Consider the following 20,009-nt stretch of genomic DNA (forward strand, 5'->3'; position numbering starts at 1 on the left):
AAATTATTTTAATCATCAGGGATATGCAATGGGCTCATTATATAATCCCTGTTTTATACTATCGGATCTTCCGCATTCTTCCTTAATCACCACAAACTCAAGAGCACAACAATTTATCGTTAAAAAACAATAAATAACATAATAATCCATATTCCTGAAATGATTTTCATACTGTGATAAACGTTTTTATCTCTGTTTTGTCATAATGCGATATTGTGCAGCACATATACTAATTCACACCTGAATAAATAAATTTGTTTAAATAAAAAACAGAAAAAAATAATATTATTGCAGAATATCTGCTCTCCTATGCTATTTCGGCATACCTCATTCAGCAAAAACCAATTAACATCATTATTAAATGTTGCAACACAACCACTTTTAATGATATTTATAGCAACTGAGATACAGATCACAGCGTTTTTCACTATAAAACGGTATATTTTCACTACAAAAAGACAGTTATCAATCTCAGATTCTTTTGAATATGAATTAATGCAGAGACCTTATTTGCCCGGTGCAGATATCAGGTCGCTGCTGTTTATTATTTTTACCGGTAAGCAATTACAGGTCACTTTCCCGTTTTACTTATTTTTATCCGGTTGCGTACATAGACCCTGCTTCAGAGACACATTTTGTGCACAGCTCACCGTGCAATTTTTCGTTGTTATTTGTTGCAAATTTGGAGACATCTATGGAAACAACACATCCGCAGGCTGTGGTCAGCAAGACTGACACCGGCAATGATTACCGCAAATGGCGTAAATCCGATACCGTCTGGATGCTCGGACTGTACGGCACAGCCATCGGGGCCGGTATCCTGTTTCTGCCGATTAACGCCGGTATCGGCGGGCTACTCCCGCTTATCATCATGGCGGTACTGGCCTTCCCGATGACCTTTTTCGCGCACCGTGGTATGTGCCGCTTTATCTTATCCGGTAAAAATCCGGGTGAAGACATTACCGAGGTGGTTGAAGAGCATTTCGGCGCCAAAGCAGGGAACCTTATCACCCTGCTCTATTTCTTTGCTATCTACCCGATCCTGCTGGTCTACAGTGTGGCTATTACCAACACCGTGGAAAGCTTTATCGTTAACCAGATGCATATGACGGCGCCGCCGCGCATTATTCTGTCACTGGTACTGATTGTCGGGATTATGTGCATTATCCGCTTCGGTGAAGCCGCGATTGTCAAAGCGATGAGTGTGCTGGTGTTCCCGTTCGTGGCCGTTCTGATGGTGCTGGCGCTGTATCTGATCCCGCACTGGAATACCGCGATATTTGATACGCTCTCTTTCAGTAGTCACTCTGCCGGTGATACCGGACGCGGTCTGATGGTCACCCTGTGGCTGGCGATTCCGGTGATGGTATTCTCGTTCAACCATTCTCCGATTATTTCAGCATTCAGTGTCGCAAAACGTCAGGAATATGGTGATAACGCAGAGAAAAAATGCTCCCGCATTCTGGCATGCGCCCACATCATGATGGTGCTGACTGTGATGTTCTTTGTGTTCAGCTGCGTGCTGAGCCTCTCCCCGCAGAATCTGCAGGAAGCAAAAGATCAGAACATCTCCATTCTGTCTTACCTGGCGAACTACTTCCATAATCCGATGATTGCCTATATCGCGCCGTTAGTCGCCTTTATTGCTATCACCAACGCATTCCTGGGTCACTACCTGGGTGCCCGTGAAGGCTTTAACGGTCTGGTTAACAAAGCATTACGCGCCAAAGGTAAAAGCATTGCGCCATCTAAGCTGAATAAACTGACTGCTCTGTTTATGCTGGTAACTTCCTGGATTGTTGCCACATTAGACCCGAGCATTCTGGGCATGATTGAAACCCTGGGCGGCCCGATCATCGCCATGCTGCTGTTTATCATGCCGATGTACGCTATCCGCAAAGTCCCTGCGATGCGTAAATATGCCGGTCACCTGAGTAACCTGTTTGTGGTTGTGATCGGTCTCATTGCCATTTCAGCGGTGTTCTACAATCTGTATCAGCTGTTTTTCGGCTGATAAACACATGACTGTTGCCCTCTCCGGCGGGCAACCTGCCGGGTTCTGTTGGTACCGGCACGATACCGGCCCGCACGCCGGTATTTTTTTATCGTTGTTTAATTTCTGCCGCCGGCGATCTTTTTTTAACCGCATTTTTCACTGCCGGCAGTATTATTTTTGTTCACAGAATATTATTCTGGTATTTATTTAACATTTCTGTTTTATATGACACCAGTATCACGCAAGTGACTTAATTCGTAATTAAAATAATTATTTTAATCATCCGTGACAGACAATGTGATCATTATATAACGCCATATTTTATACTGCCTGCCTCTCAGCATACATCCGGTATGCTTACACGTTCAGCGAAAAAATATTTTCCATATTAAAAACAACAGATAACGCAAATAAACCATACTTTAAACAGGGTCTTTAGTCCTGTAAAAATCAGGCTTGCCACTATTTTTAAATAATGCGGTTTGTGCGGGTGATATATTTATTAATATATGAATAAATTAATTTAATTAAATAAAATACAGACAAAAACTGCATTATTACAGAACACACAATCCCTCTATGCCGTTTCGGCATACTCCATTCCGTAAACCAGGATTAACAATTTTATCAAATCTTGCAACAGAGCCTGTTTTACTGTGATTTATAGCATTTGAGACTGTGATCACGGTGTTTTCCACTGAAAAACAGTATATTTTTACCATCAGAAAGAGAGTTATCAATTTCAGGTACTTTTGAATATGAATTAATGCAGAGACCTTTATTTATCCATTACAGATATCAGGTCGCTGCTGTTTATTATTTTTACCGGTAAGCAATTGCCGGTGACTTTTTAGCTTTACTTATTTTTTATCTGGTTACGTACATAGACCCTATTTCAGAGACGAATAAATGCACAGGTCAGCGTGCAAAATTTTAATTGTTGTTATTGTTGTACATTTTGGAGACTTCTATGGATACAACACAACCGCAGGTTGTGGTCAGCAAGACTGACACCAGCAATGATTATCGTAAATGGCGCAAATCCGATACCGTCTGGATGCTCGGACTGTACGGTACCGCTATCGGTGCAGGCGTACTGTTTCTGCCGATTAACGCCGGTATCGGCGGGCTGATCCCGCTTATCATCATGGCCGTGCTGGCCTTCCCGATGACCTTTTTCGCACACCGCGGCATGTGCCGCTTCGTGCTGTCCGGTAAAAATCCGGGCGAAGATATTACTGAAGTGGTGGAAGAGCATTTCGGCGCCAGAGCCGGCGGCCTTATCACCCTGCTCTATTTCTTTGCTATCTACCCGATCCTGCTGGTCTACAGTGTGGCTATCACCAACACCGTGGAAAGCTTTATCGTTAACCAGATGCATATGACGGCGCCGCCGCGCATTATTCTGTCCCTGGTACTGATTATCGGGATTATGTGTATTGTCCGCTTCGGTGAAGCCGCGATTGTCAAAGCAATGAGCGTGCTGGTATTCCCGTTTGTAGCGGTTCTGATGGTACTGGCGCTGTATCTGATCCCGCACTGGAGCACAGCAGTATTCGATACGCTCTCTTTTAACAGCAATACAGTCAGTGTCACCGGTCATGGTCTGCTGATAACGCTGTGGCTGGCGATTCCGGTAATGGTGTTCTCCTTTAACCATTCCCCGATTATCTCTGCCTTTGCTGTCGCCAAGCGTGAAGAGTACGGCGAAAATGCGGAGAAAAAATGCTCCCGCATTCTGGCATACGCTCACATTATGATGGTACTGACCGTGATGTTCTTTGTGTTCAGCTGTGTGCTGAGCCTTTCTCCGCAGAACCTGCAGGAAGCAAAAGATCAGAACATCTCTATTCTGTCTTACCTGGCGAACCACTTCCAGAACCCGATGATTGCCTATATCGCACCATTCATCGCGTTTATTGCTATCACCAAATCATTCCTGGGTCACTACCTGGGTGCCCGTGAAGGCTTTAACGGTCTGGTTAACAAAGCATTACGCGCCAAAGGTAAAAGCATTGCACCGTCTAAACTGAATAAACTGACGGCACTGTTTATGCTGGTAACCACCTGGATTGTTGCCACATTAGACCCGAGCATTCTGGGTATGATTGAAACCCTGGGCGGCCCGATCATCGCTATGCTGCTGTTTATCATGCCGATGTACGCAATCCGCAAAGTGCCTGCGATGCGTAAATATGCCGGTCATCTGAGTAATCTGTTTGTGGTTGTGATGGGTCTCATTGCAATTTCAGCGGTGTTTTACAATCTGTATCAGCTGTTTTTTGGTTAATAAATAAATGACTGTTGCCCTCTCCGGCGGGCAACAGCAACAACAATAATCAGCCGGAACTGAAAAGTAACGGCTTCGTGAATTTTCACGACACTATTAATCCACGCCTTAACATAGGGGGCGAGCAATATGGTCAGTGTATTTGACATCTTCAAAATTGGTATTGGTCCGTCGAGTTCTCACACGGTCGGTCCGATGAAAGCAGGTAAACAGTTCGCTGATGATCTTATCGCGGCCGGACTGCTGGAAAAAACCACCCGCATTCAGGTTGATGTGTACGGCTCTCTGTCTCTGACAGGGAAAGGTCACGCGACAGATATCGCAATCATTATGGGTCTTGCGGGTAACCTGCCGGATTCTGTTGATATTGACGCGATACCGGGCTTTATCAGGGATGTTGAAGAACGTGAACGCCTTTTGCTGGCAAACCAACGCCATGAAGTGGATTTCCCGCGCGATAACGGGATGAACTTCCATAAAGAAAACCTGCCGCTGCATGAAAACGGCATGTCCATCAGCGCATTCGCCGGTGATGAATTACTGTACAAGAAAACCTATTACTCCGTCGGCGGTGGTTTTATCGTCGATGAAGAGCATTTTGGCCAGGCTGCGGACAGCGAAACCAAAGTGCCTTATCCGTACCAGTATGCAGCTGATCTGCAGAAACACTGCAACGAAACCGGCCTGTCTTTATCAGCGCTGGTTATGCAGAACGAACTGGCGCTGCACAGCAAGGAAGAGCTTTCTGCTCACCTGGCGGCAGTCTGGGACGTGATGAAAGCCGGTATCGAGCGCGGTGTGAACACCGAAGGTCTGCTACCGGGGCCGCTGCGTGTACCACGCCGTGCCGCTGCACTGCGCCGTCAGCTGGTCACCAGTGATAACACCTCCACTGACCCGATGCAGGTTGTTGACTGGATCAACATGTTTGCCCTCGCCGTTAACGAAGAAAACGCCGCCGGCGGCCGTGTTGTTACCGCACCAACCAACGGTGCCTGCGGGATCATCCCGGCAGTGCTGTCGTATTACGATAAATTCATCCGTCCGGTGAATGAAAACGCCTATACCCGCTATTTCCTGGTGTCCAGCGTGATCGGTTCACTGTACAAAATGAACGCCTCTATTTCCGGTGCGGAAGTGGGTTGTCAGGGTGAAGTCGGTGTTGCCTGTTCCATGGCTGCGGCCGGCCTGACCGAACTGCTGGGCGGCAGCCCGATGCAGGTCTTTATCGCGGCGGAAATCGCGATGGAACACAACCTCGGCCTGACCTGTGACCCGGTCGCCGGGCAGGTACAGGTACCGTGCATCGAACGTAACGCCATTGCCGCTGTTCAGTCTGTCAACGCCGCCCGTATGGCGCTGCGCCGTGTCAGCGAACCGCGCGTTTGTCTCGATAAAGTTATCGAAACCATGTATGAAACCGGTAAAGATATGAACGCCAAATACCGCGAAACCTCACAGGGCGGCCTGGCAATCAAAGTGATCCCGTGTGACTGATTAATCCCGGTCCCCGGACATTCAAAAAACCCCCGCAATGCAGATTGCGGGGGTTTTTCATATCAGGACATCAGCAGCAGTGTTTTGGGGCCGAAACCGAACAGCCCGGCCACCAGGGTGTCAGGATAGTGCTGAACCGCAATATTGTACTGAAGTACCGCCTCATTAAAGGCGCGGATGCCGGGATTCAGTGCATCCTCAACATCACAGATCCCCAGCTGAATACGGACAAACTGCGGATCCGCAATCAGCACCGGGAATGTCTCTGTCAGCGTCATAATATGATAAAAAGCACTGCTGATATCATTTGCGGCACTGACACTCTCATCCAGTGTCGCCGCCTCTGTATAGCGCGGATACGCATCCTGCCAGGAATAAAACAGCGTTGCATCCCGGATACCGGCTTTTTCCGTCATATCCACCAGTTGGCCGATCCTCTCCGCCCGCTGATGCAGCATGCCGTCAATCGCCGCATAAGCTTCGGTGAGTGGTGCCTGAAGGTGGTTTATCCGGAGATATACCCGCCGGATCCATACAATTCCGGCCACGGCAATGACCAGCGCGATAAACACAATTGTCCCCATATCTTTAATCCTTTATTGACCGGTGTGTAAAAATACCGGTCCTTTTTTATAAAAAAATCCGATATCAGGATGTAATATCGGATCTTATACGGATTTCAACAGGGTAATTCAGCAGACAGCATGATAATTTGCCGCCTGAAAGGGGAATAACCTTATAAATACAGCCCGCTTAACCGAAGACGGAATGCCACAGTCCGGCAAAGAAGCGGACAATATAATCCCAGATGCGGCCGAAGAAACCGGCTTCCTCAACCTGCTGCTGAACCACCAGCGGACGCTGTTCAACGACTTTGTCATCAAGGATAAAGTTGATTTTCCCGACCACCTGGTTTTTCGCCAGCGGCGCTTCCAGCGTGGTGCTGTCCAGTTCAAATGTCGCTTTCAGATCTTTGAGTTTACCTTTCGGAATAGTGACATAAATGTCTTTTTCCGCGCCCAGCGGCACTTCTGAAATATCCCCGAACCAGACACGCTCAGTGGTCAGCGGCGTATCAGCTTTCACCGGTGCCACGGTTTCAAAGAAACGGAAGCCCCAGGAGAGGATTTTTTCGCTTTCGGCAAAGCGGACACGGTCACTCGGTGCGCCCAGTACCACGGAGATCAGACGCATCGGACCGTCTGTCGCGGAAGCCACCAGGTTATGCCCCGCGCCGCTGGTGTGGCCGGTTTTCACACCGTCCACATTGAGATTGGTGCTCCACAGCAGGCGGTTGCGGTTCGGCTGACGGATCTTATTGAAGGTAAATTCTTTCTCTTTATGGATAACATATTCATCCGGCACATCGGTGATCAGCGCCTGGGTCAGCAGCGCCATATCTTTGGCGGTACTGTACTGCCCTTCGGAATCCAGTCCGTGAACCGTTTTAAAATGGGTATTTGTCAGGCCAATCTGTTTGGCGTAACTGTTCATCTGCGAAACAAAGGTTTCCTGACTGCCCGCGACATATTCCGCCAGCGCAATACTGGCATCATTACCGGACTGAATGACCATCCCTTTGTTCAGATCGATTAATTTTACGCGGTCATCGGGCTTGAGGAACATCAGGGAAGAGCCTTTCAGCACCGGGTTACCGGTTGCCCAGGCATTAATACCGACGGTGACGATATCATCCGGTGTCACTTTCCCGGCTTTAATCGCCTGTCCGACCACATAACTGCTCATGATTTTTGTCAGTGACGCCGGGTCAAGGCGCTCATCCGCGTTCGCGGATGCCAGGATTTTCCCGCTGTTGTAGTCCATCAGCACATACGCTTTTGCATCCACCTGCGGTGCAACCGGTGTTTCCTCCGCAAACGCGTGGCCGATGCTTAAAAATCCGAAAGCAAGCCCGCCGATTAAACCGGTTACCCGTGAACTGATTACTGTCTGCATTACTCTTCCCTCTTTAAACCCGGTACATCGTGACAAAAATAAGAGTGATAACTCTGTGATAATGAATACTATATTCATTTCATGAATGGTAAACCAATGACACTTTAACGCGATTCTTCCTGTTACGGGGATTTCGTGTAAAAATTTACACTTCATGACACAAAATAACCGACAATACGCACACGTCATCGCATATCTATCAACAGGAGTCACTATGATAACCGTCTGGGGCAGAAAAAACTCGTCTAACGTCAAGAAAGTCTTATGGTGTCTGACTGAACTGGGGCTGACTTATCAGCAGAAAGATGCGGGCGGGCCGTTCGGCGGTCTCGATACCCCGGAATACCTCGCCATGAACCCGAATAAAACTATTCCGACCTATCAGGACGGTGAATTTATTCTCTGGGAATCCAATGCCATTCTCAGCTATCTGGCGGATAAATATGATGACGGCACACTGCTGCCGCACGATGCGGAATACCGTGCCCGGGCGGCACAATGGATGTACTGGTCAGACGGCAGTCTGTTCCCGTATATCAAAGCGATGATGGGACTGCTGGTCAGAACCCCGGCAGAGCAGCGCGATCCGGCCCGGGTGGAGGAATTGAAACAATCTCTGAACCGCCTGATTGCCATGCTCAATGACGACTTTGCACAGCGTGATTATATCGCCGGTGATACCTTCAGTATCGCGGATATGGCAATGGCGCCGCTACTCTATCCGTGGCGGGAAGTGTGTCATGACCGACCGGACTTCCCGCATATAGAGCGCTGGTTTGCACGGATTGAAACCCGCCCGGCGTACCGCGATATCGTGGCACTGCCGGTCAGTTAACACTTACTCCGTCATCGGCATCCGGCCGGGATCAGGGTACTGATATTCAAAGCCCAGTTCCCGGCAAATGCGGCTGCCGTCAATCTCTTTCCCTTCAGTGATATCTTCTTCTCTGAACACCGGCGGCAGCAAATTAATCTGACGGGACATATCCGGATAAAATTCAGCCCGTGACGGGTGCTGCGGCGCACACAGGTTATACAGATGGCCGCCGTGCGGACGCTGGATCAGCAAACGGATCGCGGCAATCACATCATCCTGATGCACCAGATTGACCGGCTGATTCGCCCCTTTCACCGCCGTTTTACCCGCCAGGAAACGCCCTGCATGACGGGATTCCCCCACCAGCCCGGCCAGACGCAGAATATCCGCTGAAACACCCGGCAGCTCATTCAGCCAGTGTTCAATCTCAACAATCGCTTTGGCGGATTCTGTCACCGGATCGACCGGCGAGTTTTCTGTCAGCTTACCGGTCTGATTACCGTAAACCGCTGTTGAACCGGTAAAAATCACCCGCGACACACCGCGCGCCGCCGCCAGATCCACCAGATTCTGCACCGCCTTCACATACAGGTAACCACCGCCCGCCGTTCTTGATGCAGGCAGGGTGATCACCAGAATATCTGTCTGCAAAAAAGCATCTAAATCATCAGCGTTACATTCCGGCTCTGGTGTCAGATTCAGCATATAACACTCAATACCGCACATCCTCGCCGCCTCTGTGCCGTCCGGCGTGGTTTTGGTGCCTTTGACACGGATACCGATATCCGCAAGATGCAGTGCCAGCGGCATTCCCAGCCAGCCCAGCCCCGCGATGGAAACTGTTTTCATCGTGCATGACCTCTCTGTGGATTATTTTTCTTTAATTTCAGTAGATTATCTTAATTTCTGTTTTCTTTGCAAAAAAGGGGTTGCAAAGTCCGGGTGAGTTCTATAGGTTGAAAGACAAGCAATTTATAAACATCGTTATCACCATAATGACAACATTATCCGTGATAGCAACAAACAGATAAACGACGAGAGATTATCATGACACGCATCCAGTTCAGCCATCACCACCACCATCACCCTGACTAGTCTTTCAGGCGATTGGTGCCGGAAGACGTTCAGAGCTTCCGGTGGCATGCGTGCTAAGAGAGAACCCCCGGAAGAATCTTTTTTCCGGGGGTTTTTTTATACCTAAAGAATTATAAAATTAAAGGATAATCAAAATGTTAGATAAAACGCGCTTACGGATAGCCATTCAGAAATCAGGTCGTTTAAGTGAAGACTCCCGCGAGTTGCTCGCGCGCTGCGGCATAAAAATCAACTTACAACAGCAGCGCCTGATTGCTTACGCAGAGAATATGCCGATTGATATCCTGCGGGTCCGTGATGACGATATTCCCGGCCTGGTGATGGACGGCGTGGTTGACCTCGGTATCATCGGCGAAAACGTACTGGAAGAAGAGTTATTAAGCCGTCAGGCACAGGGACAAAACCCGCGCTACTTCACGCTGCGCCGCCTGGATTTCGGCACCTGCCGCCTCTCGCTGGCCGCCCCGGTGGATTTCAGCTACAACGGCGCGGAGTGTCTTCAGGACAGCCGTATCGCGACTTCCTATCCGTTCCTGCTCAAACGTTATCTTGATCAGAAAGGTATCCGCTTTAAATCCTGTCTGCTCAACGGCTCGGTGGAAGTAGCACCGCGCGCCGGTCTGGCCGATGCTATCTGTGATCTCGTATCCACCGGTGCCACGCTGGAAGCCAACGGTCTGCGCGAAGTGGAAGTGATTTACCGCTCCAAAGCCTGCCTGATTCAGCGCGACGGTGAAATGCCGCCGGCCAAACAGCAGCTTATCGACAGAATGATGACCCGTATCCAGGGCGTGATCCAGGCGCGGGAATCCAAATACATCATGATGCACGCCCCGTCAGAACGCCTGGACGAAGTGATCGCCCTGCTGCCGGGCGCAGAGCGTCCGACCCTCCTGCCGCTGGCCGGTGAGCCGGATCTGGTGGCAATGCACATGGTCAGCAGCGAAACCCTGTTCTGGGAAACCATGGAGAAACTGAAAGCCCTCGGTTGCAGCTCCATTCTGGTTCTGCCGATTGAAAAGATGATGGAGTGATGACAATGACCGCAATGACCTTTAATACCTTGATCCGCTGGGAAAACCTTGATGCACAACAGCAGGCGGATGCCCTGATGCGCCCGGCGATGGCGGCATCCGGTGATATCAGCCGCGTGGTCAGTGACATCATCCGCGATGTGCGGGAAAACGGCGATGATGCCCTGCGCGCGCTGAGTGCCCGCTTTGACAAAACACAGGTGACAGAACTGCAAATCAGTGCTGCGGAGATTGCCGCCGCCGCTGACCGACTGCCGGATTCGCTGAAATCCGCCATGGCAACCGCGAAAGCTAATATCACCCGCTTTCACGAGGCGCAGATCCCGGATGTGATTGATGTCGAAACCCAGCCCGGCGTCAGCTGCCAGCTGGTGACCCGTCCGGTGGACAGTGTCGGGCTGTATATCCCGGGCGGCAGCGCGCCGCTGATTTCCACTGTCCTGATGCTGGCTGTTCCGGCAAAAATCGCCGGTTGCCGCCGGATCATTCTCTGCTCGCCGCCACCGGTCGCCGATGAAATTTTATACGCCGCGCAACTTTGCGGTGTGGAGACTATCTATCAGGCGGGCGGTGCCCAGGCGATTGCCGCGATGGCATTCGGCACAGAAACCATTCCCGCCACCGACAAAATTTTCGGGCCGGGTAACGCCTATGTGACCGAAGCCAAACGTCAGGTCAGCCAGACTATCGGCGGTGCAGCCATTGATATGCCTGCCGGGCCTTCTGAAGTACTGGTGATCGCCGACAGCGGTGCCAACCCGGCCTTTGTCGCTGCCGACCTGCTCTCCCAGGCCGAACACGGCCCTGATTCTCAGGTGGTGCTGGTCACCCCGGATGAAGCAATGGCACAGCGCGTGGTGGCAGAAACCAATTCACAGCTGGAATTATTATCACGCAAAGAGATTGCCCGTCAGGCACTGTCCGCCAGCCGCATTATTATTGCCCGTGACCTGGACACCTGTGTGGCGATCAGCAATCAGTACGGTCCGGAGCACTTAATTATCCAGACCCGCGACCCTGATGCCCTGCTGCCTGCTATCAACAGTGCCGGTTCCGTGTTCCTCGGTGACTGGTCGCCGGAATCGGCGGGTGATTATGCCTCCGGCACCAACCACGTTCTGCCGACTTACGGTTATACCTCGACCTATTCCAGCCTCGGACTGGCGGATTTTATGAAACGGATGACCGTGCAGAAGCTGACCCCGGCCGGGTTATCCGGTCTGGCAGACGCGATTGAAACCCTGGCGGCTGCGGAACTGCTCACCGCGCACAAAAATGCCGTGACACTGCGGATGAATGCCCTGAAAGCGGAGGAGAACAACCGATGAACAAACCATTCAGCGCGATGGCACTGGCCCGCGAAAATGTGCAGTTACTGACGCCGTATCAGTCGGCACGACGCCTCGGTGGTAACGGGGATGTCTGGCTGAACGCCAACGAATATCCGCAGGCACCGGATTTCACCTTTACGGATCGCAACCTGAACCGCTATCCGGAGTGTCAGCCTGCGAACGTGATCAACCGCTATGCGGCTTACGCCGGTGTCAGTCCGGAGCAGGTTATCGCGGGGCGCGGCGCGGATGAAAGCATCGAATTACTGATCCGCGCCTTCTGTGAGCCGGGGAAAGATGCGGTGCTGTTCTGCCCGCCGACCTACGGCATGTACAGTGTCAGTGCGGAAACTTTTGGTATCGCACAGAAAGTGGTGCCGTCACTGGATGGCTGGCAGTTGGATCTGGACAGCATTGCCGCCAGTCTCAGCGGCGTGAAAGTGATTTATGTCTGCCACCCGAACAACCCGACCGGTAACCCGATCCGCGAACAGGATCTGCGTTATCTGTTTGATATCGTGGATAACCGCGCACTGATTGTGGTCGATGAGGCGTATATCGAGTTCTGCCCGGAGTTCAGCGTGGCATCGTGGCTGAAAGAATACCCGAACCTGGTGATCCTGCGCACGCTCTCCAAAGCCTTTGCGCTCGCCGGGCTGCGCTGCGGCTTCACACTGGCTTCTGCGGATATTATTAACGTACTGATGAAAGTGATCGCGCCCTATCCGCTGTCATCCCCGGTAGCAGCCATTGCTGCCGAAGCCCTGCTGCCGGAAGGCATTGCCGTAATGCAGGAGCGCGTTACCGAAATCTGCCGCAACCGGCAGATGCTGTGTGATGAGCTGCAAAAGCTGCCGCTGACGGAAACCGTTTTCCCGAGCAAAACCAACTACATTCTGGTGCGTTTCCGTGATGCGGAACGGGTTTTCCGCAGCCTGTGGGATGAGGGAATTATTTTACGTGACCAGCGCAAACAACGCGGGCTGGAAAACTGTCTGCGCATTACTGTCGGCACCCGGGCGGAATGCCTGCGGGTGATCGCCGCTATCGCCGCGCTTGAAATGCCATAATCTGAGGACAACGGATACCATGACACAGAACGTTTTATTTATTGACCGCGACGGCACTCTGATCACCGAACCACCGGTGGATTTCCAGGTGGACAGATTAGACAAACTGGCCTTTGAGCCGGATGTGATCCCCGCGCTGCTGAAGCTGAAAGAGGCCGGATACCGCTTTGTGATGGTCACCAACCAGGACGGGCTGGGCACAGACAGTTTCCCGCAGGCGGATTTCGAGGCACCGCACCAGCTGATGATGCAGATTTTCACCTCTCAGGGCATTACCTTTGATGAGGTCCTGATTTGTCCGCACAAACCGGCGGATAACTGCAACTGCCGCAAACCGAAAATCACGCTGGTGGAAAAATACCTGCTGCCGGGTGTCATCAACATGCAAAACAGCTATGTGATCGGCGATCGTGAAACCGATATTCAGCTCGCGGAAAACATGGGGATTACCGGGCTGCGTTACGGCCAGCCGGGCACTGACTGGAACAGTATCGCAGAGCAGCTGACCCGCCGTGACCGTTACAGCCGCGTGGAGCGCAAAACCAAAGAGACCGATATTCTCACCGAAGTGTGGCTCGACCGTGAAGGCGGCAGCACTATCCGTACCGGAGTCGGCTTTTTCGACCACATGCTGGATCAGATTGCCACCCACGGCGGTTTCCGCCTCAATATTCAGGTCAGCGGCGACCTTGTGATTGATGATCACCACACCGTAGAAGATACCGGACTGGCGCTGGGCGAAGCCCTGAAACTGGCACTCGGCGATAAGCGCGGCATCACCCGTTTCGGTTTTACCCTGCCGATGGATGAGTGTCTTGCCCGCTGTGCCCTGGATATCTCAGGCCGTCCGCACCTGGAATACAAAGCCGATTTTAAATATCAGCGTGTCGGCGACCTGAGCACGGAGATGATTGAGCACTTCTTCCGCTCGCTCTCCTACACTATGGGCTGCACGTTACACCTGAAAACCAAAGGGAAGAACGACCACCACAGAGCCGAAAGCCTGTTTAAAGTGTTCGGACGGACACTGCGCCAGGCCATCCGCGTGGAAGGTAATGTTCTGCCGAGTTCAAAAGGGGTGCTGTGATGCGCATAGTGATCACCGATACCGGCTGTGCCAATATCGCCTCCGTCCGCTACGCGGTGGAGCGTCTTGGTTATCAGCCGCTGGTCACCGCCGACCCTGACCTTATCCGTCAGGCAGATAAAGTCTTTCTGCCGGGAGTCGGGACGGCGGGCGCGGCAATGGAAAATCTGACAGCGCGCGGGCTGGTGAGCACCATCCGTTCCCTGACACAACCGGTGCTGGGGATTTGCCTCGGCATGCAGTTGCTCGGCACCACCAGCGAAGAAGGAAATATTGATCTGCTCGGCCTGATCGATACCCCGGTACAAAAAATGACGCCGGACGGGCTGCCGGTGCCGCACATGGGCTGGAATACCGTGGAATTTACCGCTGATCTGCCGCTGTTCCGTGATATTGCGCCGCAGAGCTATTTTTATTTTGTTCACAGTTACGCCTGCCCGGTCAGCGACGCTACGGCTGCCACCACCACATACGGTGAGGCATTCAGCAGTGTTCTTTTCCGCGATAATTTTTACGGCGTGCAGTTCCACCCGGAGCGTTCAGGCAAAACCGGTATCACACTGATTAAAAATTTTCTGGAGATGAAAGCGTCATGATCATTCCCGCACTGGATTTAATTGACGGACAGGTAGTGCGCCTTCACCAGGGCGATTATGCGAAACAGCGCGATTACGGCGCGGATCCGCTCAGCCGTTTGCAGGCTTATGAGCGCGAAGGGGCACAACTGCTGCACCTTGTGGATTTAACCGGTGCCAAAGACCCGGCGAAACGCCAGATCCCGTTGCTGAAAACACTGCTGGCGGGTGTGAGCGTGCCGGTACAGATCGGCGGCGGGATCCGCACTGAGGAAGATGTTGCCGCCCTGCTTGATGCCGGTGCCGCCCGTGTGGTGGTCGGCTCCACGGCGATCAAATCCCCGGAAGAAGTAAAACGCTGGTTTGCCCGTTGGGGGGCAGAACGCATCGTGCTGGCGCTGGATGTGCGCATCGGTGCAGACGGTAAAAAACGGGTTGCGGTCAGCGGCTGGCAGGAAGATTCAGAGCAGACCATCGAAGACGTAATCCGCGATTTCGCCTCTGCCGGGCTGCGCCACGTATTATGTACCGATATCTCGAAAGACGGTACGCTGGCGGGATCCAATGTGGCGCTTTATCAGGAAATCAGTGCCGCGTTCCCGGAGATTGCTTTTCAGGCATCCGGGGGTATCGGCGGGCTGAGTGATATCGCCCCGCTGCCTGCTACCGGTGTGGCGGGCGTGATCGTCGGACGGGCACTGCTCGACGGCAAAATGACATTACCGGAGGCTATCGCATGCTGGCAAAACGTATAATTCCCTGCCTGGACGTCCGTGACGGACAGGTGGTTAAAGGGGTTCAGTTCCGTAATCACGAAATCATCGGCGACATCGTTCCCCTCGCCCGCCGCTATGCCGAAGAAGGTGCGGATGAGCTGGTATTCTATGATATCACCGCCTCCTCTGATGGCCGTGTGGTGGATAAAAGCTGGGTTGCCAAAGTAGCGGAAGTGATTGATATTCCGTTCTGTGTGGCAGGCGGGATCCGCAGTACCGAAGACGCTGCCGCGATCCTCAGTTTCGGAGCGGATAAAATCTCCGTAAACTCCCCGGCGCTGAGTGATCCGTCACTTATCTCCCGGCTGGCTGACCGCTTCGGCGTGCAGTGCATTGTCGTCGGGATCGATACCTGGCACGATGCGGAAAGCGGAAACTATCAGGTCTATCAGTTTACCGGTGATGAAAAACGCACCATCGCCACCTCCCGTAATACCCTCGATTGGGTGCAGGAAGTGCAGCAGCGCGGTGCCGGGGAGATAGTCCTGAATATGATGAACCAGGACGGTGTGCGCAACGGCTACGACCTGGAGCAGTTGAAAAAAGTGCGTGAGGTGTGTCAGGTGCCGCTGATTGCCTCAGGCGGTGCCGGTCATCCGGATCACTTCCGCGATGCATTTTTACAGGCCGGTGTGGACGGTGCGCTTGCCGCCTCTGTCTTCCACAAACAAATTATTAATATCGGCGACCTGAAACGCGGACTTGCCCGCGACGGGATCGTTGTCAGAATACAGGAGTAACACACGATGCTCACGGAACAGGAAATCGCACAACTGGACTGGCAGAAAACCGGCGGTCTGCTGCCGGTTATTGTACAGAACGCCGTCTCCGGTGATGTGCTGATGCTGGGCTACATGAACCGCGACGCACTGGACAAAACGATCAGCGAAAAACGCGTGACGTTTTATTCCCGCACAAAACAGCGGTTGTGGACCAAAGGGGAATCGTCCGGGCATTTCCTTAATCTGGAAGACCTGTTTAAAGATTGCGACAACGACACGCTGCTCGCGCTGGTCACCCCGATCGGCCCGACCTGTCATCAGGGTACCAACAGCTGTTTTGCTCCGGCACAGACGGCCCAGGGTTTCCTGTATGAACTGGAATCTGTCATAAAATCCCGCAAAACGGCGGATCCTGACAGCTCTTACACGGCCAAACTTTATGCCGCCGGGACCAAACGGATTGCGCAGAAAGTGGGCGAAGAAGGTGTGGAAACCGCACTGGCCGCCACTGTCCGCGATAAAGCGGAGCTGACGTCAGAATCCGCAGATCTGCTCTATCACCTGCTGGTACTGCTCCAGGATGCGGATCTGGATCTGGCCGCTGTTATTGAAAAACTGCGCTCCCGTCACCGTTAATCCGAAAGCCCGGGAAATCCCTTTTTGTCCGCTGTTTTTGTTGCCGTAACCTTCTATAATAGGCAGGATACTGGCAACAAATGCAGAGACTGTGAGTGAAATGAACCCGATATTTGAGAAACTGACCGCCCGGCTGGATGAACATAATGCCCGCTACCGCGTGGTGCATCATGCCTCCGCAGGGAAAACGGAAGAGGTCGCCAGAGTGCGCGGCACACACCACGGTCAGGGCGCCAAAGCACTGGTTTGTCATATCAAGGGAAACGGTATCCGTCAGTATGTCCTTGCGGTTCTGCCTTCTGATCAGCAGGCGGATTTACAGGCACTGGCAAAAAAAACCGGCGGCACCCGTGCCTCTCTCGCCAGTCCGGCAGAGACAGCCGAACTGACACAGTGTGTTTTCGGTGCTATCCCCCCGTTTAGTTTCCATCCTGATCTCCGTCTTGTTGCTGACCCGATGTTATTTGAGCGTTTCAGTGAACTGGCCTTTAATGCCGGCAGCCTGGAGTGCTCCATTATTCTGAACACAAAGGACTATCAGCGGATTGCCGATCCTGAAACAGTATCGTTTGTCCGCCGTGAACTCTGATTTTTGCTTGGGAAGGCGCTTATGCAGGACGAACTTTTAGACTCTCTTTATTATCTGCTGTTACTCAGCCTGCTGCTGTATCTGTCGCGCCACCGCTGGCGCCGCTGGTTCAAAACACAGAAATCCCGCAGGCGTTTTGTCTCCTCGCCGGAGGAAGATGAGCAATCCCTGCGGCAGCAGTTGAGTGCGCCGTATCTCAACGGCAGCCAGTTTCATAAAACCGACCACTTTTTTGCGGTCAGCGCCCTGCTTCGCGAAGTCCTGATGCATTATGAGGAAAAGCAGATCCGGCTGAATGACAGTCTGTTTACCCGGGAAGACAGTTATGAGTTTACCTGTCTCGGTACTCCGCTGCCTGCACCTGAAACCGCCACCCTGGCAGAGCGGATGGCACTGCGGGATGATTTTCAGTATACCGCCGCTGAGCGGCTCAACCGCTACTGCATTACCTCTCCGGCCGGAAAACCACTGAATCAGCAAATCGGTCTGTGGATTGATATGCTCCAGTCCCTGCTGGATACCGAGCTGGTGCTGTTGCTGGAAGAGAACAACCAGAAGGACCGGGATTGCCCGTCACTGCAGTTATCCGCTGAGCAGGTTCACCACTGGCTCGATGAAATCAACGATACCATGACACAAACCGCCTCACGGGTTCTGCAGGCACATACCCGCAGCAGTGTTGTGATGTAAAAAAGACCCGCACAATGTGCGGGTCTTTGGGTTTTTTCTCTCTGTTACTGTCAGTGCAGCGCCAGTTTCAGCGCCTCTTCTTTCAGATCCAGCTCCTGCACCAGCCGCGTGTAAGTGTGCTCACTGATATTCTTACTCTTGCGCAGCTGTTTGAGGGCATCACGCTCCGCCTGAAGCGCTGTCAGTGACATCCGTCGTTCCATGCGGATTACATTGTGCCAGTCAAACCCGGCGGTCTGGTCATCACTGTTACTGTCAAGATGACGGCCGTAGATCTCCAGCAAGTGAGTCCCCACTTCTGTGCGCAGTGTCATTTCATCAATATCTTCCAGCGGCTCCGCCATCTGCACCCGCAGATTACTCATTGCGGCTTCATTCAGGGTGAAACGGGCATTCAGCTCTTCATTATCATGCGGTAAGTCCGTATTCAGCCCTCTGGTCAGCACCGGCAGTGCAACCGCCGCAATCACCAGTGAAAACAGAATCACCCCCATGGCGAGAAAGATAGCCAGATCCCGGTGCGGGAACGGTGAGCCATCATTCATCAGCATCGGCAGTGTCAGGATACCGGCGAGGGTAATCGCCCCGCGCACACCGGCGGTTGCCATAATCGCCATCAGACGCAGATGCGGCATATCAGACTGCTTACCTTTGCGGCGCTGACGGAAAACCGTCAGTGTCATGGCAATCCATACCCAGGCAAAACGCAGCACCGCCAGGCCAAAGGTGATAATCACTACGTACAGCAGCAGCACCCACGGTGCGGAAGCCCCGGCATCTGCCGCCACCTGCGGCACTGAGCGCCACATACCCGGTAACTGTTCACCCAGCAGAATAAAGATCATCCCGTTCAGCGCGACCTGCACGGTGTCCCAGACCGCCTTGCTCTGCATGCGGGTGGCAGACTGCATACGGCCGACAATACGCTCATAGTGCATGGCGATACCGGCCGCCACTGCGGCCAGGATCCCGGACACACCCAGGTGCTCTGCCGCCAGATAAGAGACAAACGGGATCAGCAGGCTGATCATAATCTGAATCGCCGGGTCCTCTCCGGTGCGCTGCACCAGGAACTGGTTTACCTTCCCGATGAACATGGCAATCAGCAGGCCAACCATAATCCCGCCCAGCGCCACCACCATAAACTTCCCGGCAGCCGACGGCAGAGAAAACGTCCCGGTCAGTGCCGCACCTACCGCAAAACTGAAGCACACCAGGCCGCTGGCATCATTAAAGAGAGATTCCCCTTCCAGAATATGGGCCATACGGGACGGCAGCGGCGCATTGACGGTCATTGCCGCCACAGACACCGGGTCTGTCGGTGACAAAATCGCCGCCAGTGCAAAAGCAACCGCCAGAGAAACCGCCGGGATCAGCCAGTGGATAAACAACCCCATGCCGACGACGGTGAAAAACACCAGGCCGATGGCCAGCGAGAAAATCGGTTTGATATCACTGAACAGCGCTTCTTTCGGGATCCGCCAGCCATCCAGAAACAGCAACGGCGGAATAAAGAGGAACAGGAACAGATGCGGCTCAAACGCCACATCAAAACCGAAGAGTGATAGCCCCGCACCAATGGCAATCTGAATAAAAGGCAGCGGAATTTTGTCCCCCAGCAGACGGGAGATAAACACACTGGCAATCACGGCCAGCAGAAAAACAAGGATCAGTGTTACAACAGACATAGGCGGTTTTTTATCCTTACAGAAATCTGATACATAACCATAATTCAGGATTTGCAGGGTATATAATTAAAGGTAAAAATAAAGCAGATAAATCAGTATTTGTAAAATTATTGTGTATCAAAATCTGAATATCCCGCTGTCAGCCGCAAGGATCAGAAAA

19 protein-coding genes and 1 other annotated feature are annotated in these 20,009 nt (G+C 52.4%); of the genes, 15 read left to right on the forward strand and 4 right to left on the reverse strand.

What is annotated here, in order from left to right; translation table 11 throughout:
* The first annotated feature begins 694 nt into the window (after window positions 1-694).
* The 3 genes from ACSBQN_RS10560 to ACSBQN_RS10570 all read left to right on the forward strand — a co-directional run bounded on the left by ACSBQN_RS10560 (window position 695) and on the right by ACSBQN_RS10570 (window position 5,783).
* Window positions 695-2,014 carry an HAAAP family serine/threonine permease gene (locus tag ACSBQN_RS10560; RefSeq protein WP_024474074.1) on the forward strand — a complete coding sequence of 440 codons (1,320 nt, stop codon included), beginning with the start codon at window positions 695-697 and terminating at the stop codon, window positions 2,012-2,014.
* A gap of 952 nt (window positions 2,015-2,966) precedes the next feature.
* Complete coding sequence (locus tag ACSBQN_RS10565) at window positions 2,967-4,286, forward strand: HAAAP family serine/threonine permease (protein ID WP_024474076.1); 1,320 nt, start codon at window positions 2,967-2,969, stop codon at window positions 4,284-4,286.
* A gap of 129 nt (window positions 4,287-4,415) precedes the next feature.
* A complete protein-coding gene (locus tag ACSBQN_RS10570; RefSeq protein ID WP_015422567.1) occupies window positions 4,416-5,783 on the forward strand; it encodes an L-serine ammonia-lyase in 1,368 nt (455 codons plus the stop codon).
* Between the two features lie 62 nt (window positions 5,784-5,845).
* Here ACSBQN_RS10570 and ACSBQN_RS10575 read toward each other — a convergent pair whose 3' ends face one another.
* Window positions 5,846-6,367, reverse strand: coding sequence for a LemA family protein (locus ACSBQN_RS10575; RefSeq protein ID WP_024474077.1), 522 nt, complete (start codon window positions 6,365-6,367; stop codon window positions 5,846-5,848).
* A 169-nt stretch (window positions 6,368-6,536) separates the two neighbouring features.
* A complete protein-coding gene (locus tag ACSBQN_RS10580) occupies window positions 6,537-7,739 on the reverse strand; it encodes a serine hydrolase (RefSeq protein ID WP_004235775.1) in 1,203 nt (400 codons plus the stop codon).
* A gap of 214 nt (window positions 7,740-7,953) precedes the next feature.
* Here ACSBQN_RS10580 and ACSBQN_RS10585 point away from each other — a divergent pair, with 214 nt between their 5' ends.
* Window positions 7,954-8,574, forward strand: coding sequence for a glutathione S-transferase family protein (locus ACSBQN_RS10585; protein WP_024474078.1), 621 nt, complete (start codon window positions 7,954-7,956; stop codon window positions 8,572-8,574).
* A gap of 3 nt (window positions 8,575-8,577) precedes the next feature.
* Here the strand turns inward: ACSBQN_RS10585 and ACSBQN_RS10590 are convergent, their stop codons facing one another.
* Window positions 8,578-9,405, reverse strand: coding sequence for an SDR family oxidoreductase (locus tag ACSBQN_RS10590; protein ID WP_024474079.1), 828 nt, complete (start codon window positions 9,403-9,405; stop codon window positions 8,578-8,580).
* A gap of 198 nt (window positions 9,406-9,603) precedes the next feature.
* Here ACSBQN_RS10590 and hisL point away from each other — a divergent pair, with 198 nt between their 5' ends.
* The 11 genes from hisL (at window position 9,604) to ACSBQN_RS10645 (ending at window position 18,161) form a co-directional block, all read left to right on the forward strand.
* A complete protein-coding gene (hisL, locus tag ACSBQN_RS10595) occupies window positions 9,604-9,651 on the forward strand; it encodes a his operon leader peptide (RefSeq protein ID WP_101495319.1) in 48 nt (15 codons plus the stop codon).
* Window positions 9,627-9,751: a sequence feature (His leader region), on the forward strand. Its footprint overlaps the gene before it by 25 nt.
* A 34-nt stretch (window positions 9,752-9,785) precedes the next feature.
* A complete protein-coding gene (gene hisG, locus ACSBQN_RS10600; RefSeq protein WP_024474080.1) occupies window positions 9,786-10,685 on the forward strand; it encodes an ATP phosphoribosyltransferase in 900 nt (299 codons plus the stop codon).
* Between the two features lie 14 nt (window positions 10,686-10,699).
* The gene (gene hisD / locus ACSBQN_RS10605; protein WP_079549218.1) at window positions 10,700-12,013 is read left to right on the forward strand and encodes a histidinol dehydrogenase; all 1,314 of its coding nucleotides are present in this window, start codon (window positions 10,700-10,702) and stop codon (window positions 12,011-12,013) included.
* Complete coding sequence (hisC, locus tag ACSBQN_RS10610) at window positions 12,010-13,086, forward strand: histidinol-phosphate transaminase (RefSeq protein WP_036407333.1); 1,077 nt, start codon at window positions 12,010-12,012, stop codon at window positions 13,084-13,086. The genes hisD and hisC overlap by 4 nt, the downstream gene beginning before the upstream one ends.
* A 19-nt stretch (window positions 13,087-13,105) precedes the next feature.
* The gene (hisB, locus tag ACSBQN_RS10615; RefSeq protein ID WP_024474083.1) at window positions 13,106-14,173 is read left to right on the forward strand and encodes a bifunctional histidinol-phosphatase/imidazoleglycerol-phosphate dehydratase HisB; all 1,068 of its coding nucleotides are present in this window, start codon (window positions 13,106-13,108) and stop codon (window positions 14,171-14,173) included.
* The gene (gene hisH, locus ACSBQN_RS10620; protein ID WP_024474084.1) at window positions 14,173-14,769 is read left to right on the forward strand and encodes an imidazole glycerol phosphate synthase subunit HisH; all 597 of its coding nucleotides are present in this window, start codon (window positions 14,173-14,175) and stop codon (window positions 14,767-14,769) included. Before hisB ends, hisH begins: the two co-directional genes overlap by 1 nt.
* A complete protein-coding gene (hisA, locus tag ACSBQN_RS10625) occupies window positions 14,766-15,503 on the forward strand; it encodes a 1-(5-phosphoribosyl)-5-[(5-phosphoribosylamino)methylideneamino]imidazole-4-carboxamide isomerase (protein WP_024474085.1) in 738 nt (245 codons plus the stop codon). The genes hisH and hisA overlap by 4 nt, the downstream gene beginning before the upstream one ends.
* Window positions 15,485-16,264, forward strand: a complete 780-nt coding sequence (gene hisF / locus ACSBQN_RS10630) for an imidazole glycerol phosphate synthase subunit HisF (protein WP_024474086.1) — start codon at window positions 15,485-15,487, stop codon at window positions 16,262-16,264. Before hisA ends, hisF begins: the two co-directional genes overlap by 19 nt.
* Before the next feature lie 6 nt (window positions 16,265-16,270).
* Complete coding sequence (gene hisIE / locus ACSBQN_RS10635; protein ID WP_354632870.1) at window positions 16,271-16,882, forward strand: bifunctional phosphoribosyl-AMP cyclohydrolase/phosphoribosyl-ATP diphosphatase HisIE; 612 nt, start codon at window positions 16,271-16,273, stop codon at window positions 16,880-16,882.
* Between the two features lie 100 nt (window positions 16,883-16,982).
* Window positions 16,983-17,471: a YbaK/prolyl-tRNA synthetase associated domain-containing protein gene (locus ACSBQN_RS10640; protein WP_036407336.1), complete on the forward strand. Its 489-nt coding sequence runs from the start codon at window positions 16,983-16,985 to the stop codon at window positions 17,469-17,471.
* Window positions 17,472-17,492: 21 nt separating this feature from the next.
* The gene (locus ACSBQN_RS10645) at window positions 17,493-18,161 is read left to right on the forward strand and encodes a hypothetical protein (protein WP_024474089.1); all 669 of its coding nucleotides are present in this window, start codon (window positions 17,493-17,495) and stop codon (window positions 18,159-18,161) included.
* 50 nt (window positions 18,162-18,211) lie between these two features.
* Here ACSBQN_RS10645 and ACSBQN_RS10650 read toward each other — a convergent pair whose 3' ends face one another.
* The gene (locus ACSBQN_RS10650; protein WP_024474090.1) at window positions 18,212-19,849 is read right to left on the reverse strand and encodes a Na+/H+ antiporter; all 1,638 of its coding nucleotides are present in this window, start codon (window positions 19,847-19,849) and stop codon (window positions 18,212-18,214) included.
* Between the last annotated feature and the right edge of the window lie 160 nt (window positions 19,850-20,009).

Source organism: Morganella sp. B601 (assembly GCF_051172335.1).
GTDB classification, from domain to species: domain Bacteria; phylum Pseudomonadota; class Gammaproteobacteria; order Enterobacterales; family Enterobacteriaceae; genus Morganella; species Morganella morganii.

Coding starts and splice junctions, on each gene's coding strand:
- ACSBQN_RS10560 (WP_024474074.1), top strand. CDS start 695: ATGGAAACAACACATCCGCAGGCTGTGGTCAGCAAGACTGACACCGGC.
- ACSBQN_RS10565 (WP_024474076.1), top strand. CDS start 2,967: ATGGATACAACACAACCGCAGGTTGTGGTCAGCAAGACTGACACCAGC.
- ACSBQN_RS10570 (WP_015422567.1), top strand. CDS start 4,416: ATGGTCAGTGTATTTGACATCTTCAAAATTGGTATTGGTCCGTCGAGT.
- ACSBQN_RS10575 (WP_024474077.1), bottom strand. CDS start 6,367: ATGGGGACAATTGTGTTTATCGCGCTGGTCATTGCCGTGGCCGGAATT.
- ACSBQN_RS10580 (WP_004235775.1), bottom strand. CDS start 7,739: ATGCAGACAGTAATCAGTTCACGGGTAACCGGTTTAATCGGCGGGCTT.
- ACSBQN_RS10585 (WP_024474078.1), top strand. CDS start 7,954: ATGATAACCGTCTGGGGCAGAAAAAACTCGTCTAACGTCAAGAAAGTC.
- ACSBQN_RS10590 (WP_024474079.1), bottom strand. CDS start 9,405: ATGAAAACAGTTTCCATCGCGGGGCTGGGCTGGCTGGGAATGCCGCTG.
- hisG (WP_024474080.1), top strand. CDS start 9,786: ATGTTAGATAAAACGCGCTTACGGATAGCCATTCAGAAATCAGGTCGT.
- hisD (WP_079549218.1), top strand. CDS start 10,700: ATGACCTTTAATACCTTGATCCGCTGGGAAAACCTTGATGCACAACAG.
- hisC (WP_036407333.1), top strand. CDS start 12,010: ATGAACAAACCATTCAGCGCGATGGCACTGGCCCGCGAAAATGTGCAG.
- hisB (WP_024474083.1), top strand. CDS start 13,106: ATGACACAGAACGTTTTATTTATTGACCGCGACGGCACTCTGATCACC.
- hisH (WP_024474084.1), top strand. CDS start 14,173: ATGCGCATAGTGATCACCGATACCGGCTGTGCCAATATCGCCTCCGTC.
- hisA (WP_024474085.1), top strand. CDS start 14,766: ATGATCATTCCCGCACTGGATTTAATTGACGGACAGGTAGTGCGCCTT.
- hisF (WP_024474086.1), top strand. CDS start 15,485: ATGCTGGCAAAACGTATAATTCCCTGCCTGGACGTCCGTGACGGACAG.
- hisIE (WP_354632870.1), top strand. CDS start 16,271: ATGCTCACGGAACAGGAAATCGCACAACTGGACTGGCAGAAAACCGGC.
- ACSBQN_RS10640 (WP_036407336.1), top strand. CDS start 16,983: ATGAACCCGATATTTGAGAAACTGACCGCCCGGCTGGATGAACATAAT.
- ACSBQN_RS10645 (WP_024474089.1), top strand. CDS start 17,493: ATGCAGGACGAACTTTTAGACTCTCTTTATTATCTGCTGTTACTCAGC.
- ACSBQN_RS10650 (WP_024474090.1), bottom strand. CDS start 19,849: ATGTCTGTTGTAACACTGATCCTTGTTTTTCTGCTGGCCGTGATTGCC.